Here is an 18,283-nt window from a genome sequence, read left to right on the forward strand (position 1 = left end):
CTCAAGGCGCGGGGTGCAGCACTGCCGTTCTCCAAGCGTTACCCGCACCTTCATCTATCAGTCTGACTTCAAGCGTGCATGCGAGAATCATCAAATGACCACCAGCGCCCCAGGGCCGTCACCCGCCGGCGAGTCCGTCGGATTGCGGCTCGTCGGCATCGGCCGGATCTTGCAACGTCAGTACGAGGTCGAGCTGTCCAAGATTGGAATTACCCTCCGTCACCTTGGAGCCCTGGGGCACCTCTCACGCCATCCAGACATGTCCTACAGCGATCTCGCTCGTCGCTCCCGCATCACCAGCCAGAGCATGAACGCCACCGTTCGGGCGCTCGAAGAACTCGGCGCAGTGCAACGGATCCTCCCCGGCCAGGGCCATGCCGCACGCCTCCAGGTAACCGCAAGGGGCCGAGAGCTGCTGCAATCGGCAAGTGCGGCGGCCACGCGGTTGGACGACAGCATCGCCATGAACCTGCCCGCGGCCGAATGGGACACGCTGAAGAAGCTGTTGGACAAGCTTGGCACTCTCGACTCGCCACCTGTCGGCAACAGCTAGTGTCCCACCGGGCCAGGTCCGGGCTCGCGAGAACGGCGTGATCGGGCCGGCCGCACTTGGGCTCTGCGTCATCTCAACGTTGTAGGACTCTGCTCGCACACGATCAGCGCTCCGGATTTGCTTTCCTCGTGCGGCGGCCTGAGTATCGTCGCTCGCGGCGGAGGACACAGCGATCGGTTGACTGATCAGGCCGAAAGATCCGAAGTGGACCGTGCAGGACGAATGTCCACTTGGGTCACGGGACTGGATACACAGTGGACGTTCGTCGAGCAGCCGATGGGCAAGATGTGAAACATCTTGTTGCCCCTCAACTACTAACACCGCGGCGCGCCGGCGCGATACGTGGGTGAGTGGATTCGGTTCGCTGCCGTCGGGGAGATCCATTGGAACATCACGGGTTGACATCGGTCATCGAGTCCGCGCACGGCGCGCTTGCGGGCTGTGCCGCCGCGCAGCGGCTGTGCGACGAGGTCGCGGCCGATCCGCGGGCGGTGCGGGTGGTCGATGTTTCCGGGCCTGGTGGGGCAGGCAAGACCGCGTTGTTGTCGATCCTGTCGACGATCTTCGACGCGGCCGGTGGTGACGGGGCTGTGCTGGTCGACGACGCGCACAGGCTCGGGGACGCCGAGTTGAGCAGGCTGGCCCGGCTGGCTGAGGACGGTCGTACGAGGCTGGTGGTCGCGCACCGCCCGTGGCCGCCGCTGTCGCCCCTGCGGTCCTTCGCGTGGACCCAGCCCCTCGTGCGGCTGGAGCCGCTCACCCGTGCCGCGGTGGCGGAGCGGATCGCCGCCCTGGTGGACGCGGACCCGTCGGAGGAGTTCGTGGACCGCGTGTGGGCGCAGACGGGGGGTATGCCGTCACTGGTCGTCCAGGTCGCCATGACACTGCGTGACGGTCGGCCGATTCCCGTCGACGTGCTGGAACAGGTGCGGCGCGAGGTCGACAGGGCGCCCGCGGCGGTGCACCGGGTGCTCGCCGCCGTCGCCCTGGGGTGCGGCGCGACGGTGGACGCCTTGGCGTCGGTGCTCGGGACCGACGGGGAGGAGATCGCGGCGGCCGCCCACGGGGCGTGGGCCACGGGCTTGCTCACCGGTGCCGGGACCGTGGTCGAGCTGGCCAGGGAGGCCGTTCTCGACCAGATCCCGGCCGCGGAGCTGCTGGAGCTGAGGCAACGGGTGGCGTTCGCGCCTATGGATCAAGGCGGGTCCGTGATGACGGTGGGGCGGTCGCTGCTGGAGTGCGGTGCGCGCGGGGTGCGGGCGGCCTCCGCGTTGGAGGCCGCCGGGGACGAGGTGCACCTCAGCGAGCCCGCGTTGGCGGCCGAGCTGTACACGGCGGCCGTGGCCGCGGGTGCGTCCGCGTCGGACCTCGGCGCTCGGCGAGCCGAAGCCGCCGCGTTGTCCGGCGACCTCGACACGGCGTTGAGGCTGGCCCAGGAAGTCCTCGAACGACCGGACGGGCAGGCGCAGGCGCACGCGCTGGCCGCGGCCGTCACCGCCACGGCGTTGGCGCACCGGGGGATGCCCGCCGCGAGCGCGTCCCTCTACCAGTGGCCGGTCCCGTCCACCAGCGCCGTGCCGCTGCTGGTCGGGCTCGGTCGACTCGACCAGGCCAGGAAGGTGCTCGACACGGCCGACGAGGACCACCCGACGGTCGGCAGCGCGGTGCGTTCGCTGATGGCGCGCGGCGTGGTCGACTCGGTCGTCGGCTCGCCGGTGTGCGCGTTGTCGGAACTGCTCCGCGCCGAGGCGCTGCTCGAACCCGGCGGGCGTGCCGAGCTGCTTCCGGACACGCCTGTCGCCCTGGCCGCGCTGGTGGCGATGCACCTGGGCGAACTGGACATCGCGACGGACGCGCTGACCCGAGCGATCGACAACCCCCGCGGTTCCGTGGACCTGACCCGCTACCGGCTCCTCCGGGCGTGGGCGCACATGCTGGGCGGCGAGTTGGGGCGCGCGAGTGCCGGGCTGCGGGAAGCCACCGCGGGACGCCCGGCCGCCGATCCGCGCGACGAGCTGTTCGCGGCGGCGATCGAGATCGGCGTCGCTCGACGGCTCGGGGAGAACGCCGACCTCCTGAGCGCGTGGCCCCGCGCGCGTGACGCGATCATGCGGTGCCCGGTGGACCTGTACGTGCTGCAACCGATCGGGGAGATCGCGGTGGTCGCTGCGCGCCTGCGCAAGGAAGCCTGGGTGGCACCCCACCTGGCGGAGGCGGAGACGCTGCTGGAGCACCTCGGCCGACCGCCGCTGTGGAGCGCCCCGCTGCACTGGTACGCCGCGCAGGCGGCCATCGCGGCGGGGGCACCGGCCAAGGCGTTGCACCACGCGTCGCTCATCAAGGCCATGGCCGACGGCACCCCGCTCGCCGCCACCCTGGCCGAGGCGGTCCACTGCTGGCTGCGGGTCCTCGCGGGCGACGTGGACGTGCTCGCGGTGCAGAGGGCCGCGCGTTCGATGCAGGAGGCGGGCCTGACGTGGGACGCCGCCCAACTCGCGGGCCAGGCGGCCATCCGCACTCCGGATCGCCGCGCGATGAGCACGTTGCTCACGTGCGCGCGCTCGTTGCGGGACCACAGGGACAACAGGGACCACAGGGACGCCGCCTCGCCCACCTGCCCGCAGAGCGACCGGCCCGGTCCCGATCTCAGCGACCGCGAACTCGAGGTGGCCGAACTCGTCGTGGCGGGCCTGACCCACCGGCAGATCGGCGAACGGCTGTTCATCTCGGCCAAGACCGTGGAGCACCACATCGCCCGCATCAGGCGGCGCATCGGCGCGGGCAATCGCGCCGATCTGCTGGCGCAGCTCAGGCTTCAGCTCGCCGCACGGGACTCGGCCTAGTCACCGAGCCTGCTCACCACACCTTCGCAACTGCGCACCACGATCCGCGCCAGTTCGACGAAAGCGCGGCTGGACATGGGGCTCTCCGCCCAGCGCTGCCACCGCGCCAGCACCAGCGCCACGGCCTCGCGCTGCTCCTCCCGCGTCGCGTCCGGTCGTAGGGCGAGCCGGGACCACGCGGTGCTCCCCGCCCCGCCGAGCAGCCGTTCGGCCTCCGCCTTCGCGTCGGCGGGCATGGCCACCGTCCCCGAACGCACCACACCGATCGCGCGGAGTTCGGCGAACTCGTGCGCGTCGGCCAGCACGCGTTCGACGGCGGTCGACAGCGCCGCCGCCTCCGGGTTCGGGCGCTCCCGCAGCACGGTGTCCAGTGCCAGCAACGCCGAACGAGCCTTGAGCAGGTCGCGCCGCTCGGCGAACAGGACGGACAGCGTCTCGCGCAACTCGTCCAGACCGCTGCGGCGCACCAGTTCGGCGGCCAGGCGCGCGGGGTCGTCGAAGCCCTGCCGGATGAGCACGACGGCGAGGCGGATCCCGAAGAGCCCGAACCTCGCGAGCAGCCGCGCGTGGTCCGGCCCGGCACGGGTGAACCTGTCCACCGACAGCATCGCCGCCTCGACCTCGTCACGCGGCGCCGCGGCGAGTTCGGCGAGCGCGGCGAACTCGTCCTGCCGAAGCGTGCGTGCGGTCTGCGCGATCAGCCCGGCGACCGGCACCACGGTCTGGCACAGCTTGCGCAGCCGCGGATCCGAGCGGTAGCGCTGGGCGATCCGCCGTGCGGACATCAGGGCATCGATCCGGCCGACGCCCACCTCGTCCGCGCGGGAGAGCACGGCGATGGTGTTGACGGGAGTCGCCCTGGCCACGCCGCGGTCGTGGAACGACTCCAGCAGCCCCAGGTCGGCGCTGTGCAGGTGGCGCATCAGGTAGATCACCGCGTCCGCGTCGCTCGGCTCGTCCTCCGGGGCCAGGAACCGGGTGGCCGCCGCGGAGACGTCGCCCGAGATCGAGGCGATGCCGGGGGTGTCGATCAACGTGGTGTCCCGCAGCCCCTGCGTCGGCCAGTCCACCGACAGGCGTTCGACGGCGTCCGGCTCGATGCCGTCGAGGTCGACGCGCAGTGCGCCGTCCACGCGGTTCACCGGCAGTTGCCGGGCCGACCCGTCGCGGGGGTGCAGGGTCACCCTCGGGCTGTGGCCGTGCCGGTACCAGATGACCACGCGGGTGCACTCGCCCGCGTCGGTCGGCGCGATCTCCTCCCCCACCAACGCGTTGAGCAGCGTGGACTTGCCCGCCTTGACCTTGCCCGCGATGGCCACCCGCAGCGGCTCGTCCATGCGGTCGAGCTGCCTGCGCAACAGCTCGGCGGTCTCGACGTCGTCCCGGTAGACCTCGATCGCGTCGCGCAGCAACGAGCGCACCTCACCGGCGAGGTGGTTCCTCCCGCTCACCGCGCCGTCCCGACCCGGTCGACCAGCGCGTCCGCGGCCGTGGCGAGGTGCGCGATGCGGTCCAGTTCGGCCCGCACGTCCCGGATGCGCTTGTCCCGCTCACCGCGGTCGGAGTCGACCGCGCGCTGCGCGGACTTCATCGACTCGCTGAGCGATCGGGACAGTTCCGCGGCGCGGCCGGTGAAGTGGTCCCGCAGGTCGCGCTGGAGTTCGCGCAGCACGTCCCTCGACTCCTTGCCGAGTTGGAACACCACGTCGTCGACGAAGCGCCGCACGGCGAGCTTGGCCTCCGACCGCCTGCGTTCCAGCATGCGCTTGCGCTCGTCCTTGACGACCTTGCGGCCCAGCAGCACACCCGCGGCCACCGAGAGCGGGTTGAGCAGGGCGAGCCCTCCGATCGTGCTCAGCATGCCGATCATGAGCGTGCCGCCGTAGCCGCCGCGCAGGCCCACGATCAGCTTCTGCCCGAACCCGAACGCCTCCGGACGGCCGAACTCGAGCGGGATCGCCTGGCTGAGGGGGGCCTCCGGGTCGTGGGTGTGCAGGTCCGGCAGCACCCCGCCACCGTCGTCGGCGAAGTGGTCGCCGACCTGTCCGGCCAGCCACCGGGCGCGCTGGTTGGTCCACACGAAGTTGGCCGACGCGGCGGCGGCCACCCGTTGCAGGACCCAGCCGACGAACTGCTCCTCCACCAGCGCCGGATCGATCCCGTCCAGCTCGGCTTCGGCGTCCCGCGTGATCTTGCGCATCCGGTCGCGCAGGTCGTACTCGACGTCCGAGATCAGGTCGCCGACACCGTCGTTGAGGGTCTGCTGCCACCGCGCCGAGCGCTCCCGCAGGGCGTCCGCCCGCCGCTTGGCCTCGCGCAGCCCCGACAGAAGGTCCTCGGCGCGGTCCGGGTCCCGCAGGGCCGTCAGCTCGGCCCCCATCGCGGTGGTGAGCTGCACGGCCGCCCCGCGCACGTCGTGCACGACGGACCGGGTGGCCAGTTCCGCGGCTCGCCCGACGATGCGGTCGCGCAGGTGGTTGAGCAGCAGGGGGAAGCCGGACTCGTGGTTGAGCGCCTGGTCGCCCTCGCGCACGGCGTGCAGGCGCAGCACCGAGGACACCGGCAGCAGGTCAGCGGACAGGTCGGCGGCGGCCAGGTGCGCGCGGTCGCGCTCGGCGATCCGCCGCCAGTCCGGGTACAGGTCGATCTTCGTGAGGACGCACACGACGGTCGGGCACACCCGTGCCGCCTGCCGCAGGAACTCCAGTTCGGTGGCCGTGTACTCCTGCGCCGCGTCGGAGACCATGAGCACGGCGTCCGCGGACGGCAGCGCGGTCATCGTCGTCGCGCCGTGCACCGATCCCAGCCCACCCACGCCGGGGGTGTCCACCAGGCACAGACCTCCGGCGAGCACCGAACGCGGGATGCCGACCTCCGCGTGCCGCAGCCCGCGCCGGTTGCCGGGGTTGCCCGCCTCGGACACGTGGTCGGCGAGCTGCTCGACGGGCACCTCGGTGCGCACCGCCGTCTCGCCGACCAGGACCACGTTCGGGGACTCCGCGTAGCGCACGACCGTGGGCACCGCGGTGGCCACGTCGTCGTCCACCGGGCACACCGGGGCGTTGACGAGCGCGTTGACCAGGTGGCTCTTGCCCTGCTTGAACTCCCCCACGACGAGCACGCGCACGGTCGGGTCCAGCAGCCGCTGCCTGGTCTGCGCCAGCCGACCGGCCAGGTCGTCACGGCCGTAGGCGTTCGCCGCCTTCAACGCGAGGTCGACCACCTCGACCGGTGTCCGTCCGCTCACCGCCGCTCCTCTCCGGGACACGCGGCGACCGCGTCACCCAGGGGGTGACGCGGTCCAACCGCTGTGGCCAAGGGAAGGACATCCGGGGACATCCCGCCACTCGAACCGGTGGTTCAGCCGACGACGATGGCGTCCTCGACCTCGACGTCGTTGTTGGACAGGATGTCGGTGTCGGTCTCGGTGTTGAACGAGTCGTCGACGTCGACGCTGTTGTCGATGTCCGTCTCCGGCTCGAAGTTGAACGAGTCGTCGATGTCGACGCTGTTGTCCGTGTTCGTCTCGACGTCCGTGTCGATGTCCGTGTCGGTCTCGGTGTTGAAGGAGTCGTCCACGTCGACGCTGTTGTCGGTCTCGGTATTGAAGGAGTCGTCGACGCTGTTGTCGGTCTCGGTCTCGGTGTTGAACGAGTCGTCGATGTCGACGCTGTTGTCGCTGTTGTCGCTGTTGTCGGTGTTCGTCTCGGTGTCGGTGTTGTACGAGTCGTCGACGTCGACGCTGTTGTCGGTGTCGTGCGAGTCCTCGTTCTGCCAGTCGTGGGAGTCGTTCTGGACGGTGTCGCTGCCGTTGGTGGCGACCGCGACGTTGCCGGAGCCGTAGGCCTCCACATCGGTGGAGTAGTCGTTGGCCTCGTACTCGCCCGAGGCGTTCCCCCCACCGATCGACACGGCGCCGCCGGTGGCCGCGGAGGCCGAACCGACGTGGTTCACCTCGTTGTCGTCGCCCACGACGTTGCGGTCGCCGGTGGTCACGGTGCCGTTGATGTCGTCGCCCGCGGCGACGGCACCGTCACCCGAGGCGATCACCGGGTCGTTGTCGAACCACTGCACCACGTCGCCGTCCGCCCAGATGTTCTGGTTCACGGAGTTGTCCAGCACCGTGTTGTGGCTGTCGCTCCACGAGTAGGTCTGGGTGATGTAGTGGATCTCCTGGATGGCCCCGTCCATCCCGCCGTCACCCCCGTGGCCGCCGTGACCCCCGTGGCCGCCGTGGCCGCCCTCCGGAGGTGGCGGAGGCGTGTGGTGCACCTGGGTGGTGTTGCCCCCGCCGTTGAGCTCGCGGTCGAAGGAGTTGCTCTGCGCCGTCTGCACGTTGTCCACGATCAGCGGCCGCGCGTCCCGCACGTCGTCGGCGCACAGGTCGTCGAAACCGTTCTCGCGCAGCACCTGGTGGGGGCTCGCGGTGAATTCGGCACGGGCACCCTCGTCGCCGAGCAACTGGAGGATGAACTGGAGAAGGCTCATGTTGGGCATCGGTCGCACCTTTCCTCGGGGAAGCTGACATCACGCTACGTAGCGAATCCCGGTGCGCCATCGGTGTGTCCCCCCGGTTCTCCAAGCTGATCGATGGGGGATTTGAACGCCCCGTTAGGGGATCCGGGCTGCGGAGGCCTCCCAAAAGTTGGGGGCTCACCTGGGCTAATGATGACGGGACCGGCTGCGATACTCCAGATGGACGAGCCGGAACGACCGGGTGCGGCAGCGTGCCCCAGGTGACCGTCCGTCACTGTCGTTGGTCTGGGTGGAGGGACGAGCGGATGTCCTACGTGCTGGGTGTCGACCTCGGAACGACGTTCACGGCGGCCGCGATCTGCCACCGGGAGGCAGGCGACTGGGGGAAGGTGGAGGTCCTGCCGCTCGGCTCGAGATCCGCCGCGGTGAGCTCGGTGGTGTTCTTCGGCCCGGACGCGGCGGTGCTGTTCGGTGACGCGGCCGAGCGCCGCGCGCTGGCCGCTCCGGACGGCGTGGCGAGGGAGTTCAAGCGCCGCATCGGCGACCGGACTCCGCTGCTGCTCGCGGGCGAGCCGCACACCGCCCACGAACTGGCCGCCCGGCTGGCCCGCTGGGTGGTCGACCGGGCGATCGAGCGCGAAGGCGGTGCGCCCGAGCAGGTCGCCATCACCCACCCGGCCGGGTGGGGCGAGCACAAGAAGAGCCTGCTGGTCGACGCGCTGTCCGAGGTAGGACTCGGTGGCGCGAGACTGCTCAGCGAGCCGGAGGCGGCGGCGTTCGACTACAGCGGCGCCGAGCGGGTCGAGCCGGGCAGCGTCATCGCCGTGTACGACCTCGGCGGCGGCACGTTCGACGCGGCGGTGGTCCGCAAGGTCGACGACACCCGGTTCGAGCTGCTCGGCGAGCCCACCGGCGTCGACCGGCTCGGCGGCGTCGACTTCGACGAGGCCGTCTTCGAACACCTGCGCGCGACCGTCGCCAGAGGACTCGACGACCTGGCGCCGGACGACCCGGTGGCGATGTCCGCGGCGGCACGGCTCCGCCGTGAGTGCACCGAGGCCAAGGAAGCCCTCTCCACGGACACCGAGGTCACCATTCCGGTCCTGCTGCCCAGCGGGCACACCCAGGCGCGAATGGTGCGCGGCGAGCTCGAGGCGATGATCCGGCCCGCGCTGGACGAGACCGTCGAACTGCTGCGCGCCGCCATCCGTTCGGCGGGCGTGGCGGAGTCCGAGCTCGACGCCGTGCTGCTGGTCGGCGGCTCGTCGCGGATACCACTGGTCAGCCAGCTACTGTCGCAGCGGCTCGGTCGCGCCGTCGCCGTGGACAGCGACCCGAAGAGCACCGTCGCGCAGGGCGCGGCCAGGGCCGTCGTCCCCGTCGCGCAAATCGTGGCCCCCGCCCCACAGCCTCCCGCCGAGCCGAGCAGTCCACCGGCACGACCGGAAGTCGCGGACATCCCGTTGGTGGTGTCGCCGCCGTCCACGACGCGCAGGCGTGTGCTGAGGCCACGGGTCCTGGTGGGAGCGGCGGTGCTCGCCGTGAGCGGGGTCGTCGCGATGGGCATCCACACCGTGAGCGACGTCGCGTCGACCAGTTCGGCCCTGGCGCCCACCACGGAGGTGGCCGCGGAGCAACCGGCACCGGTGCTTCCCGCCGAGGTACCGGTCGCCGAGCAGAAGTCACCCGCTGTTCGGCAGTTCGCACAGCCCAGTCCGACGACGCAGACGACCACCCGCAAGGCCAAGCCCGAACCGAACACCCCCGACGCGAGCCTGCCGACCACCGGCACCTCAGCCGCATCGTCCCGCTCGACCAGCACGTCGACGTCGGCGGCCAAACCGTTGTCGCGGCAATTGCCCCCGACGACCCAGGCCCCTCCGCCGACGACCCAGAACCCAGCACCGCAAACCGCGAATCCGCCACCCACCACGGATGACCCACCACCCGTCACCCAGGATCCCCCGCCCATCACCCAGGATCCCGCGCCCACCGTGCAGAATCCCCCGCCCACGACCGAGGACCCGCCACCCGCCACTCAGGACCCACTCCCCACGACCGAGGATCCACCGCCCACCACGCAGGACCCGCCACCGACGCCGTGAGTCCTGATCCCCTCTCCTCGGCACGTCGCGCTGTCCGTCCGATGTGGACTCCACGTTCGGGCGAGGTGAATGCGCCGTTCGGCCCACCGGCACTGGCCGGTGGGCTGGGACGATCATCGGCGAGAAGAAATCGTGGCTCCTCTCGGGCGTCGCCGTGACCGTGGTCGCCGCCGTCGTGGTCCTCGTCATCGTGCTCACGAGCGGACCGGACACCAGCACGGCGGATGGTGCCGCGAAGGCGGCCGTCACCGCGTTCGCCGACAAGGACACGAAGGCGCTCACCGCACTCCTGTGTTCCGGCGCGTCGAACCCCCTCGACCAGGTCGCCCCTTCGCCGTTGGTCGGCGCCGAACTGGGCGCCGTCCGCCCGGACGGCGCCGACAACGCGGTCGCCGAGGTCTCCGTGACGTACGCCGATTCGACCGAGCCGACCGAGATGGGTTTGGCCAGGGAGAACGGCCGGTGGTGCCTAGCCTGGTTCGGGAACTGAGTTCACCCGCGTGGGATGAGCAGACGATCGGCGGTTACGCCCGCCGACCGGCGCTCCTAGTGTTGGAGCCTGATCGGAAAACCCTGCTCCCGGTCCGTTTCGGCGGTCCGGGATTTCCGGCGAGGAGCACAACACCATGAAGATCCTGCGTGCAGCGGGGTTGGCCTTGCTGACCGCTTCCGCGGTCGCGTTGTCCATGACGACCGCGTCCGCGCACGACCCCGACACCGCCGAGGGGCAGGCGGCCGCCCGGACGTTCCTGGCCGACCACCTCCCGGCCGAGCGGCACGCCGTGGTCGGCACCGCGGCGGGAGTGCCGTGCGTCAACGGCAAGGCCGACATCTACCCGTGCAAGAACGTCGACCTGCTCAGCGTGCTGCCACTGTCCGGCATCGGCGGCGGCAACGGCAACGACATCTGGGGCTGGACGGATCCGTCCTCCGGCAAGGAGTACGCGATCGTCGGCCGCACCAACGGCACCGCGTTCGTCGACGTGAGCACCCCGACCTCGCCGAGGTACCTCGGCAACCTGCCGTCCAACGGCGGCAGCAGTTCGTGGCGGGACATGAAGGTCTACCGGGACCACGCGTTCATCGTCGCGGACATGATCAGCGGGCACGGGATGCAGGTGTTCGACCTGACCCGCCTGCGCACGATCACGACACCGCAGACGTTCACGACCGACGCCCTGTACAAGGAGTTCGGTCCGGCGCACAACATCGCCATCAACGAGGAGACCGGCTTCGCCTACGCGGTCGGGTCCAACACCTGTAGCGGCGGACCGCACATCGTCGACATCCGGAACCCGAAGTCCCCGGTGAAGGCGGGGTGCGTGTCGCAGGACGGCTACACCCACGACACGCAGTGCGTCCTCTACCGCGGCCCCGACACCGCGCACCGCGGCAAGGAGATCTGCTTCAACTCCAACGAGGACACGCTGACCGTCGTCGACGTGACCGACAAGGCCGCTCCCGTGCAGATCGCCCGCAAGGGCTACTCCGGCGCGCAGTACTCCCACCAGGGCTGGCTGACGGAGGACCAGCGGTACTTCCTGCTCGACGACGAACTGGACGAGTCGCGCGGCACCGACAAGCGCACCAAGACCTACCTGTGGGACCTGGCGAGCCTGGCCGACCCCGTGCACACCGGCGTCTACAACTCGCCCGCCACCGCGATCGACCACAACCAGTACATCAAGGGCCACCACTCCTACCAGGCCAACTACCAGGCCGGTCTGCGCGTGCTGGACATCAGCGGGGTCGCGTCGGCGAAGCTGACCGAGGTGGGGTACTTCGACATCTACCCCGCGGGTGACTCGGCGAACTTCAACGGGGCGTGGAGCAACTACCCGTACTTCGCCAGCGGCATCGTGCTCGTCAACGGGATCGAGCAGGGACTGGTCGTCGTGAAGCCGGACCTCGACGCCGTCGAACCACCGCCGCCCGGCGGGAAGTTCGAGAACACCGACGACGTCGCGATCCCGGACGCGGGCGCGGCGGTCACCTCCTCGGTGACCGTCTCCGGAGTGGCGGGCAACGCGCCCGCGACCCTGGCCGTGACGGTCGACATCAAGCACAGCTACCGCGGCGACCTGGTGCTCGACCTGGTCGCCCCGGACGGGACTTCGTTCCGGCTCAAGGGGTCCAGCTCGGATTCGGGTGACGACGTGCGAGCCACCTACACCGTGAACGCCTCGGCGGAGGTCGCCGCGGGTGTGTGGAAGTTGAGGGCGCAGGACGTCGCCAGGGCCGACACCGGGTTCATCGACTCCTGGAACCTCCAGTTCTGAGACTCGCGGTGGGTGGCGGCGGCCTCGTCGCCACCCACCGACGCGCCCCCCAGTGAGGAGTGGTCGATGCGCGCGCCGCGGTTGACCGACTGGTTGTTCATCGCGGTGTTCGTGGTGGTCCTCGTGGCAGCCGGACTGGTGCTGGTCCAGCCGAGTGGCCCGGCGCACTCGGCGCACCAGGTCATGGCGTCCGCGGACCTGGTGCCCGCCGCGCACAGCGACGGGTTGTCGGACTCGGAGAGCGGGTACCGGTTCGAGCAGATCACCACACCCGCCACCCGCGGCCCGGCCGTGCCGGTCGAGTTCCGGATCCTCGACGGTGACGGGAAACCGGTGACCCGGTTCCTCGACAACCAGACCAAGCAGGTGCACTTCTTCGCGATCCGGGACGACATGCACGTCTTCCACCACGTGCACCCGACCCTGGTCGGCGACACCTGGCGCACCGCGCTCGCGTTGACCGACGGCGGCGCGTACCGGATGTTCGCGGAGTTCGTCCCGGTGGACACCAAGGACCCCCGCCACCCCGTGGTGCTCGGCGTCCCGTTCAGCGTGCCTGGGGACACCACGCTGGTGCCGGTCCCCCCGCCTGCGGCGCACTCCGTGACCGCCACGGGTTTCACCGTGGTGCGCGTGGACGAACCCGTCCACCCCGCCGTGATGACGCCGCAGACGCTCCGGTTCGCCCTCCGCACCCCTGACGGCACACCGGTCAGCAGGCTGGAACCCCACCTCGGCGCCAACGGCCACATGACGGGCTTCCACACGATGCTCCTGTCGGCCACCCACCTGCATCCGCTCGAACCGCAGGGCGCCCTGCTGGTCAACGGCGAACTGACCTTCCAGGCGGTGTTCGCCGACCGCGGCGAGTACCGCCTGTTCCTCGAGTTCTCCCACGGCGGGGCCGTGCACACCGCGTCGTTCACCGTGGCCGTGAGCTGATCGGTTCGTGGTCAGGGCGTTAGATCACGCGGCGTCGTACCCGCCACACCACCACACCGATCAGGACCGCCGCGACGGTGAGGAACAGGGCGGTCTCGATGAGCTGGAACGGCCAGAACCGGTCGGCCGGGTGGTAGACCCCGAACTGCTGGACGCCCCGCGCGTGCAGGAACTGGTTGAGGTTGGTGCCCGCCCGGTCGGCGGCGCCCTCCAGTTCGGCAAACTCGGTCGCGCTCAGCCTGCGCCCGGTGGCGTCGGCGTAGCCGCGCTCGATCATCCAGTCGGCGACATGCCCCGCGCGGTCCTTCGAGCCGCCGACGGGCACCGGCTCCACGCTGGTGAGCGGCGTGGCGTACGCGGGACGGGCCAGCAGCGCCACCGTCATCCGGGCGGCCAGGAACGCCCCGAACGCGACGCCGAACGCGGGCAGGCTCCGCCTCAGGATCGCCCCCGCGGCGGTGGCGACGCCGAACGCGAACAGCGCGTACGCCACCGGGACGAGGCCCTCCAGGTCGAAGGCGTCGTACTGGAACCGCCCTTCCCCCGCGTCGAACGGCTCGCGGAACCAGGTGAGCACCGCGGTGAACATCCCGGTGAGCGCGACGGTGACACCGGCCAGCGCCGCGAGCTTGGCCGCCAGCCAGCGCGTCCGCGGCACGGCCTGCGTCCAGGCGAGCTGCCAGGTGCCGTCCTCCAGTTCACGTGCGAGCAGCGGCGCCCCGAGGAACGCGCCGATGACGACAGGGACCAGGTAGAAGGCCGCCAGCAGGTTCTCGACGTACCCGTACCGCTCGTCGAGCCCGCGGAAGGAGGCCGCGCAGGCCTCGTCGACACCGGCCTGTCCCGCGCACCGGGCCGGACCGCCGGGGAACAGGTCGTGGGCCTGCGTCCCCAGCACGAGCAGGGCGAGGCCGAACACGCCGACGAGCACCGCCAGCACGCAGACCTCGGCCCGGTGCTGGCGCCAGATCAACCACGCCATGCCGCCACCCCCGAGGCGCTCGGTCGGCGCAGGTAGGCCAGCACCAGTTCCTCCAGCGCCACCGGCCGGGCCTGCCACCCCGGCGCGGTCGGGATCGCCCCGTCGCGGACCAGCAGGGTCGTGTGCCGGTCGCTGTGGACGGCCTGCACGACGGCGCCTGCCCGGTCGAGATCGGTGGCCGTGCGCGGGCCGACCAGCAGCCGGTGCTCGGCCAGCAGGGTGTCGATGTCACCGGTCAGCGTGACCCGGCCGTGGTCGAGCACGACCAGGTGGTCGCAGACGCGCTCCAACTCGTGCACGACGTGGGAGGAGAACAGGACGGTCACCCCGCCCTCGGCCACCGCCCCCATCAGCACTTGCAGGAACTCGTGCCGGGCCAGCGGGTCGAGGCTGGCCACCGGTTCGTCGAGGACCAGGAGGTCCGGACGCTTCGCCAGGGCCAGCGCCAACGCGACCTGGGCCTGCTGCCCACCGGAGAGCGTGCCCGCCCTGCGGTCGAGCGGGATGCCCAACGTCGCCAACCGACGCTCGGCCAGCCCCTGGTCGAACCGCAGGTTGCACGCCCGACCGAAGCGCAGCATCTCGGCGACGGTGAAACGCTTGTACAGCGGGTGCTCCTGGGCCAGGAACCCGACCCTGGACAGGGTGTGCGGGGTGCCTGCGGTGACGTCGTGGCCGAGTACCTCCACGCTGCCGGCGGACGGCGCCAGCAACCCGACGACCAGGCGCAGCAACGTGGTCTTGCCCGCCCCGTTCGGCCCGACCAGCGCGATCACACCACCCGCGGGCAGGTCCAGCGTGCAGTCGCGCAGCGCCCAACCCTTCCGATACCGCTTGCCCACCCCGTCGGTGCGCAACGCGAACTCCGTCGCCGTCACGCCACGTCCTCCTTCCTCGTCTGCTGGTGGACGGAGGCGAAGAGTGCCGCGACCGCCTGCTCGTCGAGACCGGCCGCGTAGGCGCGACGCAACCAGACCGCCAGCCCGCGACCCAGCGACGTGTACGTCGACGCCGACAGCGCGGGCGACTGCTGTTCATCGACGAACGTGCCCTGACCTGGTCTGCCGGTGACCAGGTTCTCCTGCTCCATCTGCCGGTAGGCCTTGGCGACGGTGTTCGGGTTGATCGCCAGGTCCTCGACCACCTCGCGGATGAGCGGGAGGCGGTCACCGGGTTGGAGGAAGCCCAGCAGCACCGCCTGGCGGACCTGCTGGACCAGTTGCAGGTACGGCGGAACGCCGGAGTGGGTGTCGAGCCGAAAGACGAACACGGAAGCCCCTTTGCTGCTTTACTAGTTCCATAGTAAAGCAGCAAAGGGGTCATCACGCTTTCCGCCGCTCGGCGTGGTGGGACGTCGCGGCGGAGCTGTATCTCCATCGACGTACGGATGACTCCTCAGGTGGAGGTCACGACTGTTCAGGGGGAGGACATGCCGGAGTTACGCGTCCACTTCACCGATCGGGACTTCGCGCGCACGCGGTTGAGGCTGAAACCCGACCTGATGTGGGAGATCGTCAGCAGCGCGCAGATACTGCAGCACAAGGACGGCGACCTGTCGTTCGGTGCGTGGCGCCGCGGTGTGCGCGAGCTCGCCGCACGCGATCCGGGGCTGCGAACGGCGCTGCACACCGTGGTGACGGTGGCGCCGCACGCGGCGTACTTCCCGGATCTGTTCACCCCACCGGAAGACCTGTGCGGCATCGACCAGTGCGTCGACGCGGTCCTGTCGACGGAGCCGGACCGCCTGCGCGCGGAGATCGAGCTGATCCGCCCCGAGTCGGGGCCGCAGGCGAGCTGGCTGGGCGACCTCGCCAGAGGGAGAACGCCAGCACTCCGGCAGTTGCGCGAGGCCTTGCGCGTCTACTTCAGGTCCGTGATCGCGCCGCACCTGCCGACGATCGAGGAAGGGCTGTGCTCCGACGTGGCGCCCTGGATCGAGCGGTACCTGCACGGCGGCCCGGAGGGGCTGCTGGACGCGCTGGGGCCCGCCATCCGGTGGGACCCGCCCGTGCTGACCGTCGACTACGCCCTCGACCGGGACCTCCACCTGGACGGCAGGGGTCTGGTGCTGATCCCGTGCTACTTCGCCCTGCACCACCCGGTGGCCTTGGCCGATCCCCAGCTACCTCCCGCGCTGGCGTTCCCCATCCGCACCGAGTCACGGCTACTGGCGGCCAGGCCCGCGGGCGGCGACCGGTTGACGGCGCTCCTGGGCTCCACCAGGGCGTCGATCCTGCGTTCGGTGGTCGGCGGGAGCACCACCACCAGGCTCGCGAAGCTGGTGGGCGTCGCCCCGGCCACCGTGAGCCACCACACCGGCGTCCTGCGCGAGGCCGGTCTCATCGCCACGGAGCGCGAGGAGAACTTCGCCCGCCACCTGATCACGCCGCTGGGGCTGAGGGTGCTCGCGGCCGGGGGCTGAGCCGCCGGGGCACGACAACAGACGTCCGAGGGCTACCCCGCCGCGGTCCGTCGGCGCGGCGGGGTGACCTTCCCCGACGTCGGCTAGGAGTTGAAGCACGCGTTGCCGGAACTCACCCAGCGGTGCGACCTGACGATGTACTGAGGGCCGGGCACGTACGTCTGGCCCTGGGGTACGTAGTACAGCCAGTGGGTGTAGTTCGCGTTGGCGTACAGGCAGACACCGCTGTAACTCGAACTGGTGCCGTTGTTGTAGATGGCCTTCACCGTCTGGCTGGACGCCCAGCTACACACGACGGGCGTGTTCCACCAGTCGTTGTCGCTGTTCAGCCAACTACAGCGGTTGCGGCTGCCATCGGTGACCGGCCAGACGCAGAGGTTGCCCGAGGGACAGGTCAAAGCCTGGGGCGTGACACCGGGGTCGGCCGCCTGCGCCTGGCCCGTCGTGGCGGACCGGGACGCGGCGGTGTCCGCGGGGTCGGTGTCGGCGCCGGCGGTGCCCACCAGGCCTGCCAGAGCTCCGAGGACGACCAAGAGCACACAGAGTGCCTTTTTCATCTTTACCCCCTGGAAGAGTGATCTGCGGACGCGGAGTATGCCGAGACCGCCACCCGCCGGGAGGGTCCTTCGAACCTGGTCGAAGCCCTTCCACGCGACGCGGACTGATCGCGGCGCCACCTTTCGTCGCGCGAAATCAACGCTCCAGCGTGCCGCCCCGACAGGGATCCCCAGGGGACCATCGCAAGAGGTGCTGCTCCCCGGTCCGGACGATCGGGGAACAGCACCTCGGATCCAGCTCAGAGCGAGAGGACGAACAGGTCCCACTCGGTGTGCCCCTTGTCCCAGGTGCAGTACGCGGCGAGGTCGGCCCCGCTGCGGATCCCGTTCGCGGCGCGCTCGCAGTCGGCCTGCGACTGGTAGCTGCGGATGTACTGGGGGTTGCTCGCGGAAGCCGTGCCCGCCGCGAACCCGAGGAGCGAACCGGCGATGACGGTGACGGCGCCCAGACGCCCTAGTGCCTTCTTCATGTCGAGATCTTTTCACGGCACCGGGAACGCTGTGGGCAAGAATCCGTCAATTCGCTGAAAGTGGTGATCGCAGCCGAGGAACAGGGGTTCAGCCACACGATCGGCGGTGGTCACAGCTCGTCGACAGGCTAAGTTGACTATTGAAACTCAGCTCGATACCTTCGCCTCCACCGATCGAAGGAGAGGCTCATGGCAGTGGCGAAACACCGGTTCCGGGTGGCGGTCGAGACCAGGGACATGGACGCGTTGGTCGCGTCGTTGGCTCCCGACGTGGTCTTCTACCCGCCGATTCGCGACGCGCCGTTGCGCGGCCGGGAGGCGGCGGTGGCCGGGCTTCGGTTCGCGGCCAAGGCGTTCGCGTTCACGGATCGGTTTCGCTACGTCGACGAGCTGGCGGGCGCCAGTTCGGTGGCGTTGGTGTTCGAGACCGAGATCGACGGACAGTTCCTCGAGGGCGTGGACTACCTCGTCCTCGACGAGGACGGACTGGTGCGGGAGCTGAGGATCAGCATGCGGCCCGTGTCGGCCGCCCAGAAGTACCTCGACTTCGTCACGGAGTCGATCGCCAGTGGGGAGTTCGCGTCGGCTTACGAGGTCCGGGCGGACGCAGGACAGCCCAGCTAGATGTGAGATGTAAACCCAGGTAGGGTTCGG

16 protein-coding genes are annotated in these 18,283 nt (G+C 70.4%); 8 read left to right on the forward strand and 8 right to left on the reverse strand.

The genetic code is table 11. The features are described from left to right. The first annotated feature begins 94 nt into the window (after nt 1–94). Nucleotides 95–553 (forward strand): MarR family winged helix-turn-helix transcriptional regulator, encoded by a 459-nt coding sequence (locus NZH93_RS12425; RefSeq protein WP_259623178.1) that lies wholly within the window; start codon nt 95–97, stop codon nt 551–553. Between the two features lie 398 nt (nt 554–951). Beyond that, a complete protein-coding gene (locus tag NZH93_RS12430; RefSeq protein ID WP_259623179.1) occupies nt 952–3,396 on the forward strand; it encodes a LuxR C-terminal-related transcriptional regulator in 2,445 nt (814 codons plus the stop codon). Here the strand turns inward: NZH93_RS12430 and NZH93_RS12435 are convergent. The 3 genes from NZH93_RS12435 to NZH93_RS12445 form a co-directional block, all read right to left on the reverse strand. Then, a complete protein-coding gene (locus NZH93_RS12435; RefSeq protein ID WP_259623180.1) occupies nt 3,393–4,847 on the reverse strand; it encodes a dynamin family protein in 1,455 nt (484 codons plus the stop codon). The two genes, NZH93_RS12430 and NZH93_RS12435, sit on opposite strands and share 4 nt — an antisense overlap. Continuing rightward, complete coding sequence (locus NZH93_RS12440) at nt 4,844–6,643, reverse strand: dynamin family protein (RefSeq protein ID WP_259623181.1); 1,800 nt, start codon at nt 6,641–6,643, stop codon at nt 4,844–4,846. The genes NZH93_RS12435 and NZH93_RS12440 overlap by 4 nt, the downstream gene beginning before the upstream one ends. Nucleotides 6,644–6,756: 113 nt before the next feature. Next, complete coding sequence (locus NZH93_RS12445) at nt 6,757–7,893, reverse strand: IniB N-terminal domain-containing protein (protein ID WP_259623182.1); 1,137 nt, start codon at nt 7,891–7,893, stop codon at nt 6,757–6,759. A 284-nt stretch (nt 7,894–8,177) separates the two neighbouring features. On the opposite strand from NZH93_RS12445, the gene NZH93_RS12450 reads away from it, so the two are divergent. From NZH93_RS12450 to NZH93_RS12465, 4 genes are all read left to right on the forward strand, one after another. Further along, nucleotides 8,178–9,977, forward strand: a complete 1,800-nt coding sequence (locus NZH93_RS12450) for an Hsp70 family protein (RefSeq protein ID WP_259623183.1) — start codon at nt 8,178–8,180, stop codon at nt 9,975–9,977. Nucleotides 9,978–10,131: 154 nt separating this feature from the next. Beyond that, complete coding sequence (locus NZH93_RS12455) at nt 10,132–10,467, forward strand: hypothetical protein (protein WP_259623184.1); 336 nt, start codon at nt 10,132–10,134, stop codon at nt 10,465–10,467. A 136-nt stretch (nt 10,468–10,603) separates the two neighbouring features. Next, nucleotides 10,604–12,256: a choice-of-anchor B family protein gene (locus NZH93_RS12460; RefSeq protein WP_259623185.1), complete on the forward strand. Its 1,653-nt coding sequence runs from the start codon at nt 10,604–10,606 to the stop codon at nt 12,254–12,256. 66 nt (nt 12,257–12,322) lie between these two features. Continuing rightward, on the forward strand, nt 12,323–13,198 hold the full coding sequence (locus NZH93_RS12465; protein ID WP_259623186.1) for a DUF8832 domain-containing protein: 876 nt from the start codon (nt 12,323–12,325) through the stop codon (nt 13,196–13,198). 19 nt (nt 13,199–13,217) lie between these two features. Here NZH93_RS12465 and NZH93_RS12470 read toward each other — a convergent pair whose 3' ends face one another. From NZH93_RS12470 to NZH93_RS12480, 3 genes are read right to left on the reverse strand one after another with little or no spacing between them, the layout of a single operon-like run. After that, a complete protein-coding gene (locus NZH93_RS12470) occupies nt 13,218–14,180 on the reverse strand; it encodes an ABC-2 membrane transporter-related protein (RefSeq protein ID WP_259623187.1) in 963 nt (320 codons plus the stop codon). Continuing rightward, the gene (locus NZH93_RS12475; RefSeq protein ID WP_259623188.1) at nt 14,168–15,058 is read right to left on the reverse strand and encodes an ABC transporter ATP-binding protein; all 891 of its coding nucleotides are present in this window, start codon (nt 15,056–15,058) and stop codon (nt 14,168–14,170) included. Before NZH93_RS12475 ends, NZH93_RS12470 begins: the two co-directional genes overlap by 13 nt. Further along, a complete protein-coding gene (locus tag NZH93_RS12480) occupies nt 15,055–15,450 on the reverse strand; it encodes a GntR family transcriptional regulator (RefSeq protein ID WP_259623189.1) in 396 nt (131 codons plus the stop codon). Before NZH93_RS12480 ends, NZH93_RS12475 begins: the two co-directional genes overlap by 4 nt. Before the next feature lie 159 nt (nt 15,451–15,609). Here NZH93_RS12480 and NZH93_RS12485 point away from each other — a divergent pair, with 159 nt between their 5' ends. After that, the gene (locus tag NZH93_RS12485; RefSeq protein ID WP_259623190.1) at nt 15,610–16,602 is read left to right on the forward strand and encodes an ArsR/SmtB family transcription factor; all 993 of its coding nucleotides are present in this window, start codon (nt 15,610–15,612) and stop codon (nt 16,600–16,602) included. An 83-nt stretch (nt 16,603–16,685) separates the two neighbouring features. On the opposite strand, the gene NZH93_RS12490 is transcribed toward NZH93_RS12485, so the two are convergent. Together NZH93_RS12490 and NZH93_RS12495 are read right to left on the reverse strand one after the other, a co-directional pair. Next, nucleotides 16,686–17,135, reverse strand: coding sequence for a peptidase inhibitor family I36 protein (locus NZH93_RS12490; RefSeq protein ID WP_259623191.1), 450 nt, complete (start codon nt 17,133–17,135; stop codon nt 16,686–16,688). A gap of 263 nt (nt 17,136–17,398) precedes the next feature. Then, nucleotides 17,399–17,629 carry a hypothetical protein gene (locus NZH93_RS12495; protein WP_259623192.1) on the reverse strand — a complete coding sequence of 77 codons (231 nt, stop codon included), beginning with the start codon at nt 17,627–17,629 and terminating at the stop codon, nt 17,399–17,401. Nucleotides 17,630–17,818: 189 nt separating this feature from the next. Between NZH93_RS12495 and NZH93_RS12500 the strand changes: the two genes are divergently transcribed. After that, the gene (locus NZH93_RS12500) at nt 17,819–18,253 is read left to right on the forward strand and encodes a nuclear transport factor 2 family protein (RefSeq protein ID WP_259623193.1); all 435 of its coding nucleotides are present in this window, start codon (nt 17,819–17,821) and stop codon (nt 18,251–18,253) included. Nucleotides 18,254–18,283 lie beyond the last annotated feature (30 nt).

Origin of the sequence: Umezawaea endophytica (assembly GCF_025061645.1) — a bacterium.
GTDB classification, from domain to species: Bacteria; Actinomycetota; Actinomycetes; order Mycobacteriales; family Pseudonocardiaceae; genus Umezawaea; species Umezawaea endophytica.

Excerpts from the sequence above, each read along its gene's own strand:
- NZH93_RS12445 (WP_259623182.1), bottom strand. The coding sequence starts at position 7,893 with ATGCCCAACATGAGCCTTCTCCAGTTCATCCTCCAGTTGCTCGGCGAC.
- NZH93_RS12500 (WP_259623193.1), top strand. The coding sequence starts at position 17,819 with ATGGCAGTGGCGAAACACCGGTTCCGGGTGGCGGTCGAGACCAGGGAC.
- NZH93_RS12495 (WP_259623192.1), bottom strand. The coding sequence starts at position 17,629 with ATGAAGAAGGCACTAGGGCGTCTGGGCGCCGTCACCGTCATCGCCGGT.
- NZH93_RS12460 (WP_259623185.1), top strand. The coding sequence starts at position 10,604 with ATGAAGATCCTGCGTGCAGCGGGGTTGGCCTTGCTGACCGCTTCCGCG.
- NZH93_RS12485 (WP_259623190.1), top strand. The coding sequence starts at position 15,610 with ATGCCGGAGTTACGCGTCCACTTCACCGATCGGGACTTCGCGCGCACG.
- NZH93_RS12470 (WP_259623187.1), bottom strand. The coding sequence starts at position 14,180 with ATGGCGTGGTTGATCTGGCGCCAGCACCGGGCCGAGGTCTGCGTGCTG.
- NZH93_RS12450 (WP_259623183.1), top strand. The coding sequence starts at position 8,178 with ATGTCCTACGTGCTGGGTGTCGACCTCGGAACGACGTTCACGGCGGCC.
- NZH93_RS12465 (WP_259623186.1), top strand. The coding sequence starts at position 12,323 with ATGCGCGCGCCGCGGTTGACCGACTGGTTGTTCATCGCGGTGTTCGTG.
- NZH93_RS12425 (WP_259623178.1), top strand. The coding sequence starts at position 95 with ATGACCACCAGCGCCCCAGGGCCGTCACCCGCCGGCGAGTCCGTCGGA.